Raw genomic sequence first — 15,891 nt, 5'->3', positions numbered from 1 at the left:
TCAGCCCTCCTCGTCCGGTGCCCCGGTCGGCACCGGGCGCAACGCTAGCGCCACCAGGGGCACCGCCGCGACCGCCGCGAGCAGGGTGAGGACCGGATAACCGGCGAACTGCATGACAAACCCGCTCACCACTGCGGCGGCGGCCCCGGCCAATCCCATGATCAGGTCGGAGAACCCCTGGACGCTCGGCCGGACACCGGCCGGCACCGACTCGGACAGCAGCGTCGAACCGGCCACCATCGTCCCCGACCAGCCCAGCCCGAGCAGGACCAGACCCACGGACAGCCGGGGTGTGTGGTGCCCGGCGGTGCCGGCGACCGCACAGGCGGCCAGCAGCAGACCGACCCCACCGAGGATCACCGCCCGCCGGCCGAACCGGTCGGTGAGCCAACCCACCACCGGGGAGAAGGCGTACATGCCCGCGATGTGCAGACTCAGCACGATGCCGACCAGCCGCAGCACGTCGGCGTCGGCGTGCGACTCGCCGAGCCGGACCGGGGTCATCGCCATCACCGCCACCATCACCAGGTGACCCACCGCCACGGCGGCGATGCCGAGCCGGGCCGCGGGCCGCCCTCGTACCACCGACCAGGCCGTCCGCATCCCGGCGGCACGCGGCGCGCGCACTTTGACCGGCGCGGTGGCCGGCGTCACACCAACGCCGGCCGCCGGTGCCTCGGCCGCCACAGCGGTCGCCGGCGCGTCGGCTGCCACGGCGGTCGCCGGCGCGTCGGCTGCCACGGCGGTCGCCGGCGCGTCGGCTGCCACGGCGGTCGCCGGCGCGTCGGCTGCCACGGCGGTCGCCGGCGCGTCGGCTGCCAGCGGCGGGCCGGCGGTCGGTGCGTCGGCCGCCGCGAGCCTGCGCGCGGTGAGCAGCGGGTCGGGCCGGAGCAACCCGAGGAGTACGACGGCAGCCAGCACGAACGCCGCCGCGCTGAACGCGAACGGGCCGGCCAGCGGAGGCAGCCCCCAACCGGTGGTGACCCGGTCGGCCAGCGCGGCGAAGTTCGGCGCGGCCACCGCACCGATGGTGGTGGCCCAGACGATGAGGGAGAGCTGCCGACCTCGACGGGCCGGCTCCGCGAGGTCCACAGCGGTGTAGCGGGCCTGGAGGTTCGCGGCGGTGCCACCGCCGAAGAGCAGCATGCCGAGGAAGAGCAGCGGCACCCAGCGGGTGGCCGCGGCCAGCACCACCAGCACGCCGCCGACGGCACCGATCGCGTACGCCAGCACCAGGCCCGGCCGGCGACCGTGCCGCGCCATGATCCGGGTGACCGGGACGGCGAGCAGCGCGGCGCCGACCACCCCGGCGCTCTGCGCGACGCCCGCCACAGCGGTGCCGGCGATGCGGGCGGCGAGCAGCGCGCCGACGGCGATGCCGATGGTCACACCGATCCCGCCGATGATCTGGGTGGTGAAGAGCAGCCGCAGGGTACGCCGCTGGATCGACGCGACGTCGGGTCGGGCGACGGTACGCGGCGTGGTCAGGTCGGTGGCCATCGGCGCTCCTCAGGAAGGGATGACCCATCCTCGCGCACCCGCACCGACCAGCGGCAGTGGGTTTTGCCGACAGCAAAACCCACTGCCCCGGCGACCGTCGCCCGCCCCAAGATCTGCGCAACTTCGGTGAAGTTGCTGTGTCAGCGGGCCCGGAAGCAGCACTTTCCCCGATGTTGTGCGGGCGGTGGTTCTACTCGCGCGGTCGCGGCGGCGGTCGGCAGAGCCGTCGGGCTAATCGGGCAGGGCGCGGGTGACGATGCTGAGGTCGGCGACCAGGCCCTCGTACGCCTTGTCCTGGTCGTCGGCCCGCAGGACGGCAGACGGGTGGATGGTGGCCAGCAGCCGAGCCTGCGGCGCGTCGGCCCGCTTTCCTGCGTTGTCCACCGGCACCTGCTCGAAGTCTGCGGGGTGTTGGGCCGACTCCGGCCAGGGCAGCAGCTCGCCCCGCTGCCGGGTGACCCGGAAGGACGGGCCGAGCAGCGCCTTGGCGGCGGTCGCGCCGAGCACCACCACGATCTCCGGACGCAGGCGGGCGAACTCCGCGACCAACCAGGGGCGGCAGGCGGTGATGTGCGACTGGTCCGGGGTCTGATGGATCCGCCGCTTGCCGCGCAACTCGAACCGGAAGTGCTTTACGGCATTTGTGAGGTAGAGGTGACCCGGGTCCAGCCCGGCGTCGTCGACCGCACGGCGCAGCAGCCTGCCGGCGGGGCCGACGAAGGGCAACCCCTTCTGGTCCTCCATGTCGCCGGGCTGCTCGCCGACCAGCACCACCCGGGCGCTCTCGTCGCCCCGTCCGAAGACCGTCTGCGAGGCGTCCCGATAGAGCTCACAGCCCCGACAGCCGCCGGCCGCGGTCCGCAGGTCGTCGATGGTGTCGGCGTCGGGTGGGATGAACCGCTGGGCGCCCGGGGCGCTGTCGGTCTGCTCAGCCATGCGGACTGTTATATACCCGTTCGATGCATCGTGCCGGGTACGCCCCGGCGCGGTGTCGCCGCCGACGCGCGTCAGTACCCGTTGCCGCCGCCGTCGCCGCCGGAAGAGATCGCGATCAGCACGATGACGATGATGATGATCGCCAACGCCACCGCGATCCAGATTCCCTTGCGCGCCCCACCTGAAGCCATGGCCCCCACCTCCGGCGGCCCGCATACCCATCCCGTCCGCCCCGAATCACCGCAACCGTGCACTTTCCTGCCGCAACCTGCCGGCCGTGCCTCGGGACGAGGTCTGGTCAGGTGGGAAAGCCCGGTGGTGGGGTGGGGTTGGTGGCGTGGGCCAGGGCGGCGGCCAGGGGTTCCAGGTCGTCGGCGTCCAGGGAGCTGACGGTGACGCGCAGGGCGGGCGGGGCGGCGATCCGGTAGAGGGCGCCGGGGGCCACCGCCCAACCGGCGTCGCGCAACGCGGTGACCGCGCTGGTCTCGTCCTGCACCGGCAGCCAGACGTTGATGCCGCTGCGGCCGTGCGCGCTCAGGCCGTGCTCCGCCAGCGCGGTCAGCAGGCCGTCGCGCCGCTGCTCGTAGCTCTGCGCCGCCCGCCGCACCAGCTCGTCGACCGCCGGGTCCCGCCAGAGGGCGAGCACCAGTCGTTGCAGCACCGTGGAGACCCAGCCGGCACCGACGCGCGTCCGGCCGGCCACCCGGGCCACAGTGGTCTCGTCGCCGACCAGCACCGCGAGCCGCAGGTCGGGGCCGAAGGGTTTGCTCACCGACCGCAGGAAGGCCCAGCTCGCGGTCGCCCCGGCCAGCGGGTGCAGGGGTACGCGGGCCAGTTCGGCGGCGTGGTCGTCCTCGATCAGCAGCACGTCCCGCCGGCCGGCGAGCAGCGCCCGCAGCTCCTCGGCGCGGGCGGCGGAGACGGCTGCGCCGGTCGGGTTCTGCGCCCGACTGGTGACCACCAGCGCCCGCGCTCCGGCGGCGAGCGCGGCGGCCACCCCGGCCACCAGCGGCCCCTCGTCGTCCAGCGGTACGCCGATCGGGCGCAGCCCCAGCGCGGCGACCAGGTCCAGCAGGTTGGCCCAGCCCGGGTCCTCCACGGCCACCGCGTCGCCGGGACGCAGATGGGCACCGAGCAGCCGCTCGATGCCGTCCAGCGCGCCGCCGGTGAGGGTGAGTTCCCCGGCCGGTACGCCGTCGGCGCCCAGTCGGGCGCGAGCCGCCTCGGCCAGCTCGGGCACGACGCCGGCATGGGAGTAGCCGACCGGCGGGCCGGCGTCGGCGGCGAGCGCCGCCAGGTGCGGGCCGAGCGGGGGAAGCAACCGGGGATCGGGTTCCCCCCGGGACAGGTCACGGGCTCCGGGTAACGGGGCGGGGCGCAGCGCGGAGCGGCGGGCGGCCACCGGTGGGCGGGGGCGTACCCGGGTGCCGTGCCGACCGGCGGTGGCGAGCAGACCACGCTGGCGCAGCTCCTGGTAGGCGCGGGCGACGGTGGCCGGGCTGACGCCCAGCTCGGCGGCGAGTGCCCGCACCGGTGGCAGCGCGGCCCCCGGAGGAAGTGCGCCCGTACGGATGCCTGACTCGATGCTGGCCGAAATCTCGACGGCCGTCGTACCACTGAGCTGATAGCGTGCTGACACAAATACGGGATTGTACTAGAACAAAGGGGCGCGCATGTATCCACCCACCGCCCGGACCACACCCCACCGTTCCCGCGACCGGATGAGCTACGACCGGGCCGCCGCACACGCCGTGCTCGACGAGGCGTACGACTGCGCGCTCGGCTTCACCGTCGACGGCCAGCCACGGGTGCTGCCCACCCTGCACGTCCGTATCGGCGACACGCTCTACCTGCACGGCTCCACCGGCAGCCGGCCACTGCTCGCCGCCCGGAGTGAGGGTCTCCCGGTCTGCGTCGCGGTGACAGTGCTCGACGGGCTGGTCTACGCCCGGTCCCAGTTCCACCACAGCGCCAACTACCGCTCGGTCGTCGCGCACGGCACCGCCCGACTGGTCACCGAGGAGCGGGAGAAGCTCGCCATGCTCACCGCGCTGGTGGAGAAGGTCGGCGCGGGACGCAGCACCCAGACCCGCCCGCCCAGCCGGCGGGAGCTGGCGGAGACCGCCGTGCTGGCGCTGCCCCTGCACGAGGTGTCCGTCCGGGCCCGCAGTGGTGGGGTCCGCGAGGACGAGGACGACCTGCACCTACCGCACTGGGCCGGGGTGCTGCCGCTGCGGGTGACCGCCGGGCAACCCGAGCCCGACGCCGGAGTCACCGCACCACTGCCGGCGTACCTGCGGACGGCCCGCACGCCCTGGCACGACCCCGTGACGCTGCACGGCGAGCACGTCCGGCTGGAGCCGCTGGACCTGGCGCACGCCGACGAGCTGCACGCCGCCACCGGGGACGCGGAGGTGTGGCGGCACCTCAGCGTCGCACCACCGACCTCCCCCGCCGAAATTGCCGACGTGATCGGCACCGCCCTGACCGCCCAGCACCGTGGCGAGCGGGTGGCCTGGGTGCAGCGGTGCGCGGCGACCGGAGCGGTGGTCGGCAGCACGTCCTACTACGAGATCGACCCGGAGCGGCGGTCGGTGGCGATCGGGCACACCTTCCTCGGCCGACCCTGGTGGCGTACCGGGATCAACACCGAGGCGAAGTTGCTGCTGCTCAGCCGGGCCTTCGACGACCTGGGCGCGGTACGGGTGGCGTGGCACACCGACATCCGCAACGTCCGCTCCCAGGCGGCCATCGAACGCCTCGGCGCAACCCGGGAAGGGGTGCTGCGGATGCACCGGCAACGCCCGGACGGCTCCTGGCGGGACACCGTCCAGTACTCGATGACCGTCGACGAGTGGCCGAACGCACAGGCCACGCTGCGAGAAAGACTTCTGCGGACGGCACAGGTGGCGTGATGATGGCGGGCGTGCTGGGGATCACCGACATCTGGACGTACGTGCTGGGCACCGTGGCCATCATTCTGCTGCCCGGGCCAAACTCACTCTTCGTGCTCTCGACCGCGGCCAAACGGGGTGTCGCGGTCGGCTACCGGGCCGCCGCCGGCGTGTTCGTGGGCGACTGGGTGCTGATGTTCCTCTCCGCCGCGGGGGTGGCGTCGCTACTCAAGGCGTACCCCCCGTTGTTCATGGTGATCAAGTACGCGGGTGCCGCGTACCTCGGTTATGTCGGGGTGACGATGCTGCTCGGCGCCTGGCGGCGCTGGCGCGACCGCAACGACCCGAGCACGCCGCGGCTCATCGACGCCGCGGAGCCGGCGGCGATGCGCAGCCCGTTCCGCAAGGCGCTGGTGATCAGCCTGCTGAACCCGAAGGCGATCCTGTTCTTCATCTCGTTCTTCATCCAGTTCGTCGACCCCGGCTATGCCTGGCCGGCGCTGTCGTTCCTGCTGCTCGGCCTGATCGCCCAGGTGACCAGCGCGCTGTACCTGACCGCGTTGATCTTCGCGGGCACCTTCCTGGCCGCGCAGTTCCGCCAGCGCCGCCGCCTGGCGGCCGGCGGCACCACCGCCGTGGCAGCCCTGTTCCTGGCCTTCAGCCTCAAGCTGGCCACAGCCAGCGCCGGCTGACCCGGCTGCGGGGTCAGGTGCCGTCGCCGCCGCCGGAGCCGCCACCTCCCACGCCGGCGCCGCCAGCGGTGCCGCCGAGGCCGTAACCGGGTCGGATCGGCTCGTCGGGGTGGCGGCTGACGTGGGCGGACCCCGCGATCTGCGCGGACCAGTCTGCGTGCGCGGCCGCGGCGGCATGCCGGTTGATCGCCTGCCGGATCCAGCCGTCAACGGTGGCGACCCAGTCCCGCCGCTCGGCGTCCTCGTGCCAGATCCGGAACCGGCTGATGCTCTGGTGGGTGATCCCGGCCAGCGCCAGCCGACGATCCATCCAGAGGATCGCCTCCAGGCCTGCCGAGTTCGTCACGAAGATCACCTCCAGCTCGGTGATCGGGCCGGCGTAGAGCGGCCCCACCCAGTAGCCCCAGCGCTGGTGCAGGGGCAGGGTGTGCTCCACCCCGGGCAGCCCACCCTGCAGCAACCCGGACTGACGGATCATGAAACCGAGGGTGTCCAGCGCCGCCAGCACGTGCTGCTGCGTCGGGAGCGGATGCACGAAGACCGGCACCATGGCGCCCTGGTCGAGATCGGGGTCGAGGGACACCTCGGTCCGCAGACCCATCCGCAGGCTCAGCAGCGGCACCCCGCCGAACGTGGTCACCGGGGTCTCCCAGGGCAGCGGCAACGCGAAGTCGACAGCCCGCCGCCGACCAGCGGGCACGACGAACCGGCCGGCGATCGGTAGTTGGTGAAACTGCATGAGACGCCGGGGGGCCGCCGGGTCGTCCGGTTCGACAGTGCTGACGAGACCGAGCCGGATGTGCCGCACCAGCACGTCCTCCGGCCCGGCCGCGAGGGTCACCCGCCCCGGCAGGCGCAGGCCCGGCCGGGTGCTCGGGTTGGGGAGCGTGGTCTGCACGGACAGCCCGGTCCCACCGGACTCCGGGGACACGCCCGTCAACCGCACCGCGCGCCCCCTCCCGGGACGGGGCTCCGCCGGCCCCACCAGGCGCGCCTACCCGGTCGGGGTCGGCTCAAGCCCGCTGCCGTGCCGACCGCTGGCCCGGCCGCACTTCGTCAGTGCGGCCGGGTCGGCAGGTCAGCGCAACCGACGCCCGCGCGGGACCGTGTCGGTCTCGTCGTCGAACTCGCCGATGACCTCCTCCAGGAGGTCCTCCAGCGCGACGAACCCGATCGGCCGGGCCGGGCCACCGCCGTTGCGCACCAACGCGAGCTGCGACTGCCGCGCCCGCATCGCCGCCACCGCCTCGGTGACCGAGGACGTCGCCGGCAGGGTGAACGCGGGTGTCATCAACTCGCCGGCGGTGGCGACGCGACCGGTGGTGACCACCCGCACCGCCTCCCGGACGTGCACGAGGCCGCAGACGTCGCCCGCCTCGTCGAGCACCGCGAGCCGGGACCGCCCACTGTCGCGGCTGACCTCCTCGATCCGCCCGGCCGGGTCGTCCCGACGGACGGTCACCATGGTGGCGAACGGCTCCATCACCTGCGCCACCGACGTGCCCTGCAACTCCAGCATGCTGGTCAGCAGCTGGTGCTGCTCGGCGCCGAGCAGCCCGTGCTCACGGGACTGCTCCAGCAGGATCCGCAACTCGTCCGGGCCGTGCACCTGGGCGAGCTGATCCTGCTGGTTGACCCCGAACAGCCGCAGGATCGCGTTGGCCAGGGCGTTGAGCGCGGACAGCACCGGCCGGGACACCCGGGCGAAGGCGCGGAACGGCAGAGCGAGCAGCGTCGCCGAGCGCTCCGCGTCGGTGATCGCCCAGGACTTCGGTGCCATCTCCCCCACCACCAGGTGCAGGAAGGTGACCACCCCGAGGGCGAAGATCAGGGCGATCAGGTGACTGGCCGCGTCCGGCAGGCCCACCGCGTGCAGCAGGGGGCTGAGCAGGTGCTCGATCGCCGGCTCGGCCAACGCGCCGAGACCCAGTGTGCACAGCGTGATGCCCAGCTGTGCGCCGGCCAGCATCAGCGACAGCTCGCGGACGCCGTCCAGCGCGGCGCGTGCCGCCCGACCACCGTTGGCCGCCGCCTGCTCCAGGCGGTAGCGCTTGCTGGCCACCAGGGCGAACTCGGCGGCCACGAAGAACCCGTTCAGCGCCAGCAGGACCACCGAACTGAACAGCGCGATCCCGGGGCTCATCGGTGCCTTCCTTCATTCGCGACTGCGTGGTTCGCAAGCTCACTCCTCGCGCTCACGCGCTCACCCCCGGTTTGGTGAGCTGAAGCCGCACCGAGTCGGCCACGTGCCGGTCCACGGCCAGCACCTCGACCAACGCGCGGGGCTCCGCCTCGTCGACCTCGCCGTCCGCCCCCTCGGGTTGCAGGCTGATCTCCAGCCGGTCACCCACCTCCGGCACCCGACCCAGCTCCCGCATCACCAACCCGGACAGGGTGTCGTACTCCGGGGCCTCGGGCAGGGCGATGCCGGTGCTGTCGGCGACCTCGTCGATCCGCCAGCGGGCCGGCACCACCCAGGACCCGTCGTCCTGCCGGGCGGGTGCCCGCTCCGGTGGGTCGTCCTCGTCCCGGATCGGGCCGACCAGCTCCTCGGCGATGTCCTCCAGCGTGATCACGCCGGCGAAGCCGCCGTACTCGTCGACCACACACGCCATCTGCCGATGACCGGAGCGCAGGCGGTCGAGCACCGTGGGCAGGGGCAACGTCTCCGGTACGAGCAGCGGCGGCCCCGCCACCGCACTCACCGGGGTGGTCGCCCGCTCCCCCGGGGGTACGCCGAGCACGTCGGCGATGCCGACGACGCCGATCAGGTCGTCGACGCCCTCCGTACCGCGTACCGGGAAGCGGGAGTGACCGGTGTCCAGCAGCTCGACCACCCGGCTGACCGGCTCGTGCGCCCGTACGGTGTGCACGTCGACCCGGGGCACCATGGCCTCCCCGGCGGTCAGCTCCCGGAAGTCCAGACCTCGGTCGAGCAGCGTGGACATCTCGACGTCGAGGCTGCCCTCCTCGCGGGACTCGGCGATGATCTGTTCCAGGTCCGCCGGGGTGGCGCCGCTGGGCAGCTCCTCGATCGGCTCGATGCCGATCCGGCGCAGCAGGCGTACCGATGCCCGGTCGAAGAGGTGGATCAGCGGCCCGGCGACGGCCAGATAGATCAGGGTGGACCGGCTCAGCGCCCGGGCCAGTTGCTCGGCCCGGGCGATGGCCAGGTTCTTCGGGGCCAGCTCGCCGAGGACCATCTGCACGATGGTGGCGATGACCAGGGCCAACGCCACCGAGAGCGGCAGGCTGACCGCCTCGCTGACGCCCGCCACGCCGAACAGGTCGGCGAGGCCGCCGCCGAGGAAGGGCTCGGCGACGTAACCGACCAGCAGGGCGGTGACGGTGATGCCGAGTTGGGCGCCGGAGAGCATGAAGGAGAGCCGGCTGGTGACGGTCAGGGCCCGGGCGGCGGCGGCGTCGCCGTCATCGGCAAGCTGGCGCAGCTTGCCCCGGTCCACGGCGACATAGCCGAACTCCTGCGCCACGAAATAGCCGGTGGCGGCAGTGAGGAGAGTGATCAGAAGAAGACCAACGACGATCAACACGGGTCGCTCAGGGCTCCCGGGGTCGTCGGTACGGGGATATGCCGGGCACGACCCGGCTGGCTACTGCTGCCCTCCTGGGCAGAAGAGTCGATCATGCCGCTATTTTATCGGCGCTGGCTGGGACTCCGCTGGGGGTGGGCCGAAGGAGCGGATCGTCCGGTTCACCGACCCCATCCCAGGCCGTCACGCCGGCGCCGCCCCACGCCGTCACGCGGCCCCGCCCCAGGCCGTCACGCCGGCCCCGCCGACCCCGTGCCGGAACCGCGTTCGGCCAGCTCATCGGCGTCGAGGAGACTCCGATCGAGTCGCCCCGACCGGTACGCGGCCCGCCCGATCATCTGGGCCGCGACCGGTGCGGTCGCCAACTGGAAGACCGCCACGAGCAGGATCATGCCCAGGTCCGCCGGGGAGCGCAGCCGCAACATGATCCCCAGCAGCAACAGCAGCACCCCGAGCACCTGCGGCTTCGTGGCCGCGTGCATCCGGCTCAGCGCGTCCGGGAACCGCAGCACGCCGATCGCGGCGGCCAGGCCGAGCACGGCGCCGGCCACCAGACAACCGGCGCCCAGCCAGTCCGCGACAGTGGCGATCACTGCTGCTCCCGGACCGCGAAGCGGACCAGCGACACCGAGCCCACGAAGCCGAGCAGGGAGAGCACCACCAGCACGGGCAGTGTGGTGGCGTGCCGGTTGACCGCCGCCTCGGCGCCCACCGCGCCGACCATGGTGGCGAGCAGCATGTCCGCGGCGATCACCCGGTCCACCAGTGACGGGCCACGGTAGAGGCGCACCAGCGCGAGCAGCGCGGTCACCGACAGCAGGACGGTGAGGACGACGGCCAGGAACGTGGTCACGAGCGGGTTCCCTTCTCGGACGGGTCGGTCTCGATGCGGCGCAGTTCGGCGGCCGAGCCCACCGCACGGACGATCCGCCGCTCGATGGTGAGGGTGCGTTGCCGGGCCACCTCCAGGTCAGCCGGCCCGTGGGTGTCCAGCACGTGCAGGTAGAGCGTTCCGGAATCCCGGTCCACCTCGAGGATCAACGTGCCCGGCACCAGCGAGACCGCCTCGGCGGTGAGCGCCAGGTTCAGGTCGCTGGGCACCCGCAACTGGACCCCGATGATCGCGCCGCGCGGCCGGTAGCCGGGTTGCACGGCGATCCGGGCGACGTGCAGGCTCGCGCTGACCAGCTCGACGACGAACCGGCCGGCGAAGACCAGCAGCGCCCCGGGCCGCAGCCGGCCGCCGAAGCTGACCGCCGGCAGCGGGTAGAACACCAGCACCGCGCCGCCCACCAGCAGGCCGCCGATCAGGTTGCCCCAGTTGACGTCGCCCCAGAGCAGGTTCCAGACCACCACCAGCCACCCGAGTGCCACCACCTGGTCGCGCCAGCGCCCGAGCCGGCCACGCCCCACCACGGCGGGCCCGGGGGCGTCGGGAGCCGGCTCAGGGGTGCCGGTCACGGCACACCGCCCGGCAGCACGGCATGCACGTACGGGGTGCGCAGCCGCAGGTCGGCGGCCGCGTCCGTGGTGACGTCGAAGAGCGGACCGGCCAGCAGGGTCAGCCCCAGCCCTAGGGTGACCAGGGCAACGGTGGCCCCGATCATCAGCCTCGGCAGTGGGACGGCCGGCTCGCTGGTGGCCAGCCGGGGCGCGCGCCAGAAGGCGATGTTCCACACCCGGGACGCCACGTAGAGGGTGAGCAGGCTGGTCACCGTGCCAGCCGCCACCAGCACCCCCGGTAGCGGCCCGCCGGCCGCCACGCCGGCCTGGAGCAGGCCGAGCTTGCCGAGGAAACCGGAGAACGGCGGCACACCGGCGAGGTTCATGGCTGGCACGAAGAACAGCACACCCAGCAGCGGCGCCACCCGGGCCAGCCCGCCGATGCGGCGCAGGTCGGTGCTGCCCGCGCGCTCCTCGACCAGCCCGGCGACGAGGAACAACGTGGTCTGGATGGTGATGTGGTGCACCACGTAGAAGATCGCGCCGGAGAGCCCGGCGACAGTGCTCAACGCCACCCCGAAGATCATGTAGCCGATGTGGCTGACCAGGGTGAACGAGAAGAGCCGCTTCAGATCGGACTGGGCCACCGCGCCGAGGATGCCGATCACCATGGTCAGACCGGCGACGACCATGAGCAACGTGTCCGCTTGCCCACCGGGAAACAGCAACGTCTCGGTGCGGATGATCGCGTACACGCCCACCTTGGTGAGCAGGCCCGCGAAGACGGCGGTGACCGGGGCCGGTGCGGTGGGGTAGCTGTCCGGCAACCAGGCCGACAGCGGAAAGACCGCCGCCTTGATCGCGAATGCCAGCAACAGCATCAGCTCCAGGGCCAGTCGGACGCCGTCGGGCAGGTCGTCGAGGCGCTGGGCGAGCTGGGCGAGGTTGAGCGTGCCGGTGGCCGCGTACACCAGGCCCACCGACGTCAGGAAGATCATCGAGGAGAGGATGCTGACCACCACGTACGTCGACCCGGTGCGGATCCGGGTCTCGGTGCCTCCCAGCGTGATCAGCACGAAGCTCGCGGCCAGCAGGATCTCGAAGCCGACGAAGAGGTTGAACAGGTCACCGGCCAGGAACGCGTTGGTGACGCCCGCGGTGAGCACCAGGTACGTCGGGTGGAAGATCGACACCGGGGCGGACTCGCTCGTCTCGCTGCCGCCCTGGCCGATCGAGTACAGCAGCACGCAGAGGGTCACCGCCGACGAGACCACCACCATCAGCGCGGCCAACTGGTCAGCGACCAGCACGATGCCGACCGGTGCCGGCCACCCACCGACGGCCACCACCACCGGCCCGTGCCGGTACGCCTGCACGAGCAGCAGCAACGCCACGGCGAGAGTGCCGCCCAGGCAGAACACGCTGATCGCGCGCTGGAGTCGGGGCTTCCCAGCCAGCAGCAGGGTCAGCGCCGCACCGAGCAGTGGCACCACCACCGGCAGCGGCACCAACGCGCTCATCACGACTCCTTCCCCCGTCGGAGCCGACGGCGGGCGGGCTCGGGATCGACCTGCTCCGGGTCGGCGTCCGGGCCCTCTCCACCGTGGTCGACGGCGCCCGCCTCGTTCCGGTCCGCCCGGCGGATGATCTGCCGGTCCTCCAGGTCGTCGGGCACCTCGTCGTCGCCGGTGAGATACCAGCTGCGGTACGCCACCGCGAGCAGGAACGCGGTGAACCCGAAGGTGATCACGATGGCGGTCAACACCATCGCCTGCGGCAACGGATCACTCATCTGCCCCACCGCACCGGTGCCGACGATCGGTGCCCCACCCGAGCGCCCACCCAACAGGATCAACAGGTTCACCCCGTTGCCGATCAGGATCACCCCGAGCAGGATCCGGGTCAGGCTGCGCTCCAACAGCAGGATCACCCCGCACCCGACCAGCACCGCGACGGCCAGCACCAGCACCAGCGTCGGTCCCGCACCGCTCTCCGTCATGCCCGGTCCCCCTTGTCGACGGCCAGGCCACCGGTGGCCGTCCCGGTGGCCTCGATGTGCCGGTCCACCTCGGCGCCGAGGCTGCGCAGGATGTCCAGCACCAACCCGATCACGACCAGGTACACACCGATGTCGAAGAAGAGCGACGTGACCAGGTGGACGTCCCCGATCAGCGGCAGGGACCGGTCGACCTTGGCGCTCTCCAGCACCGTCCCGCCGACCAGCAGCGCCACCACTCCGCTGCCCACCGCCATGGCCAGGCCGGCGCCGAGGATCGGACCGGCGCCGACCGGCGCCGCCTCGGTCAGCTCGTACCGACCGCCGGCCAGATAGCGGACCACCAGGGCGAGACCCGCCACCAGACCGCCTGCGAAGCCACCGCCCGGCGCGTTGTGCCCGGAGAACAGCAGGAAGAGGGAGAACAGCACCACGGTGTGGAAGATCAGCCGGATGACCACCTCCAACACGATCGAGCGGCGCTCCTCGTAGAGGGTGGGGCCGCCGCGCAGCCACACCGGCCGGCCGGGTTCGTCCACCCGCTGATCGGACTCCGGCCGGCGCGGTCGCGGCCCGGTCCGGGACCGTTCGAAGATCAGGCTGGCCACCCCGGTCGCGGCCACCACCAGCACCGACAGCTCGCCCATGGTGTCCCAGGCCCGAATGTCGACCAGTGTCACGTTGACCACGTTGCGGCCGTACCCCTCCAGGACCGCCAGGTCCGGGAAGGCGGCACTGATGTCCGGTGCCCGGCGGGCACCGACGGCGGTGAGGGCCAGCCCGGCGGCCACCACACCCACCGCCACCCCGATCGCCCGACGGACCCAGCGGGTCCGCCGCAACGGACGGGCCGAGAAACGCTCCGGCAGGCGCCGCAGCACCAGCACGAAGACCGCGATCGTCGCGGTCTCCACCAGGAACTGGGTGAGCGCCAGGTCGGGCGCGCCGTGCAGGACGAACAGCATCGCGGTGCCGTAGCCGGTCATCCCCACCAACAGCATCGCGGTCAGGCGACGGCGGGCACCGACCGCCAGCACCGCGGCGACCGCGATCACCAGGACGACCACCGGTTGCAGCAGGTTGTCCCAGAGCGGGATCCGGGCCCTCCACGGGCTGGCGGAGATCATCGCCGTGCCGGGCACCAGCACGAGGGTGATCAGGATGATGCCCAGGTACTGCGGCAGGGAACCGCGCTGGGTCGCGCCGGTGACCTCGATGGCCAACCGGTCGAACCGGCCCACGATCCACTCGTACCCCTGGTTGCCTCCCACCGGCGAGCGGAGCCGGGCCAGCACCGGGGCCAACGGCCCGCGCACGGCGAACAGCAGGCCGCCACCGACGAGCGCCACCACGGACAGGGCGAGCGCCGGGGTCGGCCCGGACCAGAGCGCCAGGTGCACGTCGACCCCACCGAGCAGGTCGGCGTACGGACGCAGCAGCTCGTCCAGCACACCCGCGGCCGGACCGGCGAGCAGACCGACCCCGGCGAGCACCGCCGGCGGGACCAGCAGGGACGCGGCGATGGGTTCCGACTGGACCGGTTCCACCCCCGGCCGGTCGGCGAACGCGCCCCAGAGGAAGCGGGCGCTGTACGCGACGGTGAGCACCGTCCCGGCGACCAGGCCGGTGAGGAGCACCGGCTGATCGGTGAACGCCCCGAACACCGCCTCCTTGGACACGAAGCCGACCAGCGGCGGCACACCGGCCATCGACGCCGCAGCCAGCACCGCGACCACGAACAGCGGCCTGGACCAGTGCCGCAGCCCGGACAGCTCGCGCAGATCACGGGTGCCGGCGCCATGATCGATGACGCCGACGACCAGGAACAACGCCGACTTGAACAACGCGTGCGCCAGCAGCATCGCCGCGCCGGCCAGAGCGGCGTCCGGGGTGCCGGACCCGGTCACCGCGATCAGGAGGCCGAGCTGACTGACCGTCCCGTACGCCAGCAGCAGCTTCAGATCGGTCTGCCGCAACGCGGCCCAACCGCCGAGCAGCATGGTGGCCACGCCGGCGATCTGCACCACCGGTCGCCACGGACCGACAGTGGCGAGCGCCGGCGCGAGCAGCCCGACCAGGTAGACGCCGGCCTTGACCATGGCGGCGGCGTGCAGGTACGCGCTGACCGGCGTGGGTGCCGCCATCGCGACCGGCAGCCAGGAGCTGAAGGGCAGGATCGCCGACTTGGACAGCGCACCGGCCAGGATGAGCAGCACGGCGCCCACCAGGTAGCCGCCGCCGGGCAGTGGCTGGGCGACGATCTCCGACCAGCGGTAGGTGCCGGCGTGCTCGCCCAGCATGATGAACCCGACCAGCATGGCGAGCCCACCCAGCGTGGTGACGGTCAACGCCTGCGCCGCCGCCCACCGGCTGGAGCGCCGTTCGGTGCTGTGCCCGATCAGCAGGTACGAGAAGATCGTGGTCAGTTCCCAACCGACGTAGAGCAGCAGCAGGTCGTCGGCGAGGACCAGGACGAGCATCGCGCCGGCGAACGCGACCAGGACCCCGGCGAACTGCGCGAGGCCGGTCGAGCGGGCGCCGAAGTAGCGGGCACTGTAGATGAGCACCAGCGCACCGATGCCGCCGATCAGCAGCGTCATCAACCAGGACAGCGTGGTGAGCCGCAACGCGATGTCCAGGCCCAACTGCCCGATCCACGGGTACGTCTCGACCACGGCCCCGCCGTCGCTGACGGCCGGGGTGCGGGCCAGCGCCCAGCAGAACGCGGCGGCTGGCGCCAGCGCCAGGGCGTAGCAGGCATTGGATCCCCACCACCGCACGAGCAGAGGCGCGGCGAGAGCCGCCACGAGGTGGAGGACGAGCAGTACCAGCACCTGCGCTCCCGATCGAGGTGGCCGACGCCCGTGCAGCGGTGGCGC

The 15,891-nt window shown here is 72.6% G+C and carries 14 protein-coding genes; 2 read left to right on the top strand and 12 right to left on the bottom strand.

The genetic code is table 11. From position 1 onward, the window contains the following. From AC3CF1_RS26900 to AC3CF1_RS26890, 3 genes are all read right to left on the bottom strand, one after another. The gene (locus AC3CF1_RS26900; protein ID WP_488451543.1) at window positions 1-1,500 is read right to left on the bottom strand and encodes an MFS transporter; all 1,500 of its coding nucleotides are present in this window, start codon (window positions 1,498-1,500) and stop codon (window positions 1-3) included. Between the two features lie 231 nt (window positions 1,501-1,731). Beyond that, the gene (locus AC3CF1_RS26895; RefSeq protein ID WP_210925693.1) at window positions 1,732-2,436 is read right to left on the bottom strand and encodes a UdgX family uracil-DNA binding protein; all 705 of its coding nucleotides are present in this window, start codon (window positions 2,434-2,436) and stop codon (window positions 1,732-1,734) included. Between the two features lie 298 nt (window positions 2,437-2,734). Further along, window positions 2,735-4,075 carry an aminotransferase class I/II-fold pyridoxal phosphate-dependent enzyme gene (locus AC3CF1_RS26890; RefSeq protein WP_488451542.1) on the bottom strand — a complete coding sequence of 447 codons (1,341 nt, stop codon included), beginning with the start codon at window positions 4,073-4,075 and terminating at the stop codon, window positions 2,735-2,737. Between the two features lie 34 nt (window positions 4,076-4,109). Between AC3CF1_RS26890 and AC3CF1_RS26885 the strand changes: the two genes are divergently transcribed. Both AC3CF1_RS26885 and leuE read left to right on the top strand, forming a co-directional pair. After that, window positions 4,110-5,351 carry a bifunctional pyridoxamine 5'-phosphate oxidase family protein/GNAT family N-acetyltransferase gene (locus tag AC3CF1_RS26885; RefSeq protein ID WP_488451541.1) on the top strand — a complete coding sequence of 414 codons (1,242 nt, stop codon included), beginning with the start codon at window positions 4,110-4,112 and terminating at the stop codon, window positions 5,349-5,351. Continuing rightward, window positions 5,351-6,022, top strand: a complete 672-nt coding sequence (gene leuE / locus AC3CF1_RS26880; protein ID WP_179782641.1) for a leucine efflux protein LeuE — start codon at window positions 5,351-5,353, stop codon at window positions 6,020-6,022. The genes AC3CF1_RS26885 and leuE overlap by 1 nt, the downstream gene beginning before the upstream one ends. A 13-nt stretch (window positions 6,023-6,035) precedes the next feature. Here the strand turns inward: leuE and AC3CF1_RS26875 are convergent, their stop codons facing one another. The 9 genes from AC3CF1_RS26875 to AC3CF1_RS26835 all read right to left on the bottom strand — a co-directional run bounded on the left by AC3CF1_RS26875 (window position 6,036) and on the right by AC3CF1_RS26835 (window position 15,846). After that, window positions 6,036-6,968, bottom strand: coding sequence for a sporulation protein (locus tag AC3CF1_RS26875; protein WP_354981090.1), 933 nt, complete (start codon window positions 6,966-6,968; stop codon window positions 6,036-6,038). Between the two features lie 132 nt (window positions 6,969-7,100). Continuing rightward, window positions 7,101-8,165, bottom strand: a complete 1,065-nt coding sequence (locus AC3CF1_RS26870) for a hemolysin family protein (protein ID WP_088946749.1) — start codon at window positions 8,163-8,165, stop codon at window positions 7,101-7,103. A 52-nt stretch (window positions 8,166-8,217) separates the two neighbouring features. Beyond that, window positions 8,218-9,573 (bottom strand): hemolysin family protein, encoded by a 1,356-nt coding sequence (locus tag AC3CF1_RS26865; RefSeq protein WP_088946748.1) that lies wholly within the window; start codon window positions 9,571-9,573, stop codon window positions 8,218-8,220. Between the two features lie 230 nt (window positions 9,574-9,803). Beyond that, entirely contained in the window at window positions 9,804-10,163 is a 360-nt protein-coding gene (mnhG, locus tag AC3CF1_RS26860) for a monovalent cation/H(+) antiporter subunit G (RefSeq protein ID WP_354981418.1), read from the bottom strand. Further along, a complete protein-coding gene (locus AC3CF1_RS26855) occupies window positions 10,163-10,426 on the bottom strand; it encodes an MrpF/PhaF family protein (RefSeq protein ID WP_088946747.1) in 264 nt (87 codons plus the stop codon). Before AC3CF1_RS26855 ends, mnhG begins: the two co-directional genes overlap by 1 nt. After that, window positions 10,423-11,034 carry a Na+/H+ antiporter subunit E gene (locus AC3CF1_RS26850; RefSeq protein WP_357967492.1) on the bottom strand — a complete coding sequence of 204 codons (612 nt, stop codon included), beginning with the start codon at window positions 11,032-11,034 and terminating at the stop codon, window positions 10,423-10,425. The genes AC3CF1_RS26855 and AC3CF1_RS26850 overlap by 4 nt, the downstream gene beginning before the upstream one ends. Next, window positions 11,031-12,536 (bottom strand): Na+/H+ antiporter subunit D, encoded by a 1,506-nt coding sequence (locus AC3CF1_RS26845; protein WP_354981092.1) that lies wholly within the window; start codon window positions 12,534-12,536, stop codon window positions 11,031-11,033. Before AC3CF1_RS26845 ends, AC3CF1_RS26850 begins: the two co-directional genes overlap by 4 nt. Next, the gene (locus AC3CF1_RS26840) at window positions 12,536-13,015 is read right to left on the bottom strand and encodes a Na(+)/H(+) antiporter subunit C (RefSeq protein WP_354981093.1); all 480 of its coding nucleotides are present in this window, start codon (window positions 13,013-13,015) and stop codon (window positions 12,536-12,538) included. The genes AC3CF1_RS26845 and AC3CF1_RS26840 overlap by 1 nt, the downstream gene beginning before the upstream one ends. Beyond that, complete coding sequence (locus AC3CF1_RS26835) at window positions 13,012-15,846, bottom strand: Na+/H+ antiporter subunit A (RefSeq protein WP_488451540.1); 2,835 nt, start codon at window positions 15,844-15,846, stop codon at window positions 13,012-13,014. Before AC3CF1_RS26835 ends, AC3CF1_RS26840 begins: the two co-directional genes overlap by 4 nt. Window positions 15,847-15,891: the final 45 nt, after the last annotated feature.

It is taken from the genome of Micromonospora sp. MGP-C2, from assembly GCF_057766525.1.
This window is presented reverse-complemented; position numbering and strand designations above follow the sequence as displayed.

Coding starts and splice junctions, on each gene's coding strand:
- AC3CF1_RS26845 (WP_354981092.1), bottom strand. CDS start 12,536: ATGAGCGCGTTGGTGCCGCTGCCGGTGGTGGTGCCACTGCTCGGTGCG.
- AC3CF1_RS26840 (WP_354981093.1), bottom strand. CDS start 13,015: ATGACGGAGAGCGGTGCGGGACCGACGCTGGTGCTGGTGCTGGCCGTC.
- AC3CF1_RS26895 (WP_210925693.1), bottom strand. CDS start 2,436: ATGGCTGAGCAGACCGACAGCGCCCCGGGCGCCCAGCGGTTCATCCCA.
- AC3CF1_RS26885 (WP_488451541.1), top strand. CDS start 4,110: ATGTATCCACCCACCGCCCGGACCACACCCCACCGTTCCCGCGACCGG.
- leuE (WP_179782641.1), top strand. CDS start 5,351: ATGATGGCGGGCGTGCTGGGGATCACCGACATCTGGACGTACGTGCTG.
- AC3CF1_RS26900 (WP_488451543.1), bottom strand. CDS start 1,500: ATGGCCACCGACCTGACCACGCCGCGTACCGTCGCCCGACCCGACGTC.
- AC3CF1_RS26870 (WP_088946749.1), bottom strand. CDS start 8,165: ATGAGCCCCGGGATCGCGCTGTTCAGTTCGGTGGTCCTGCTGGCGCTG.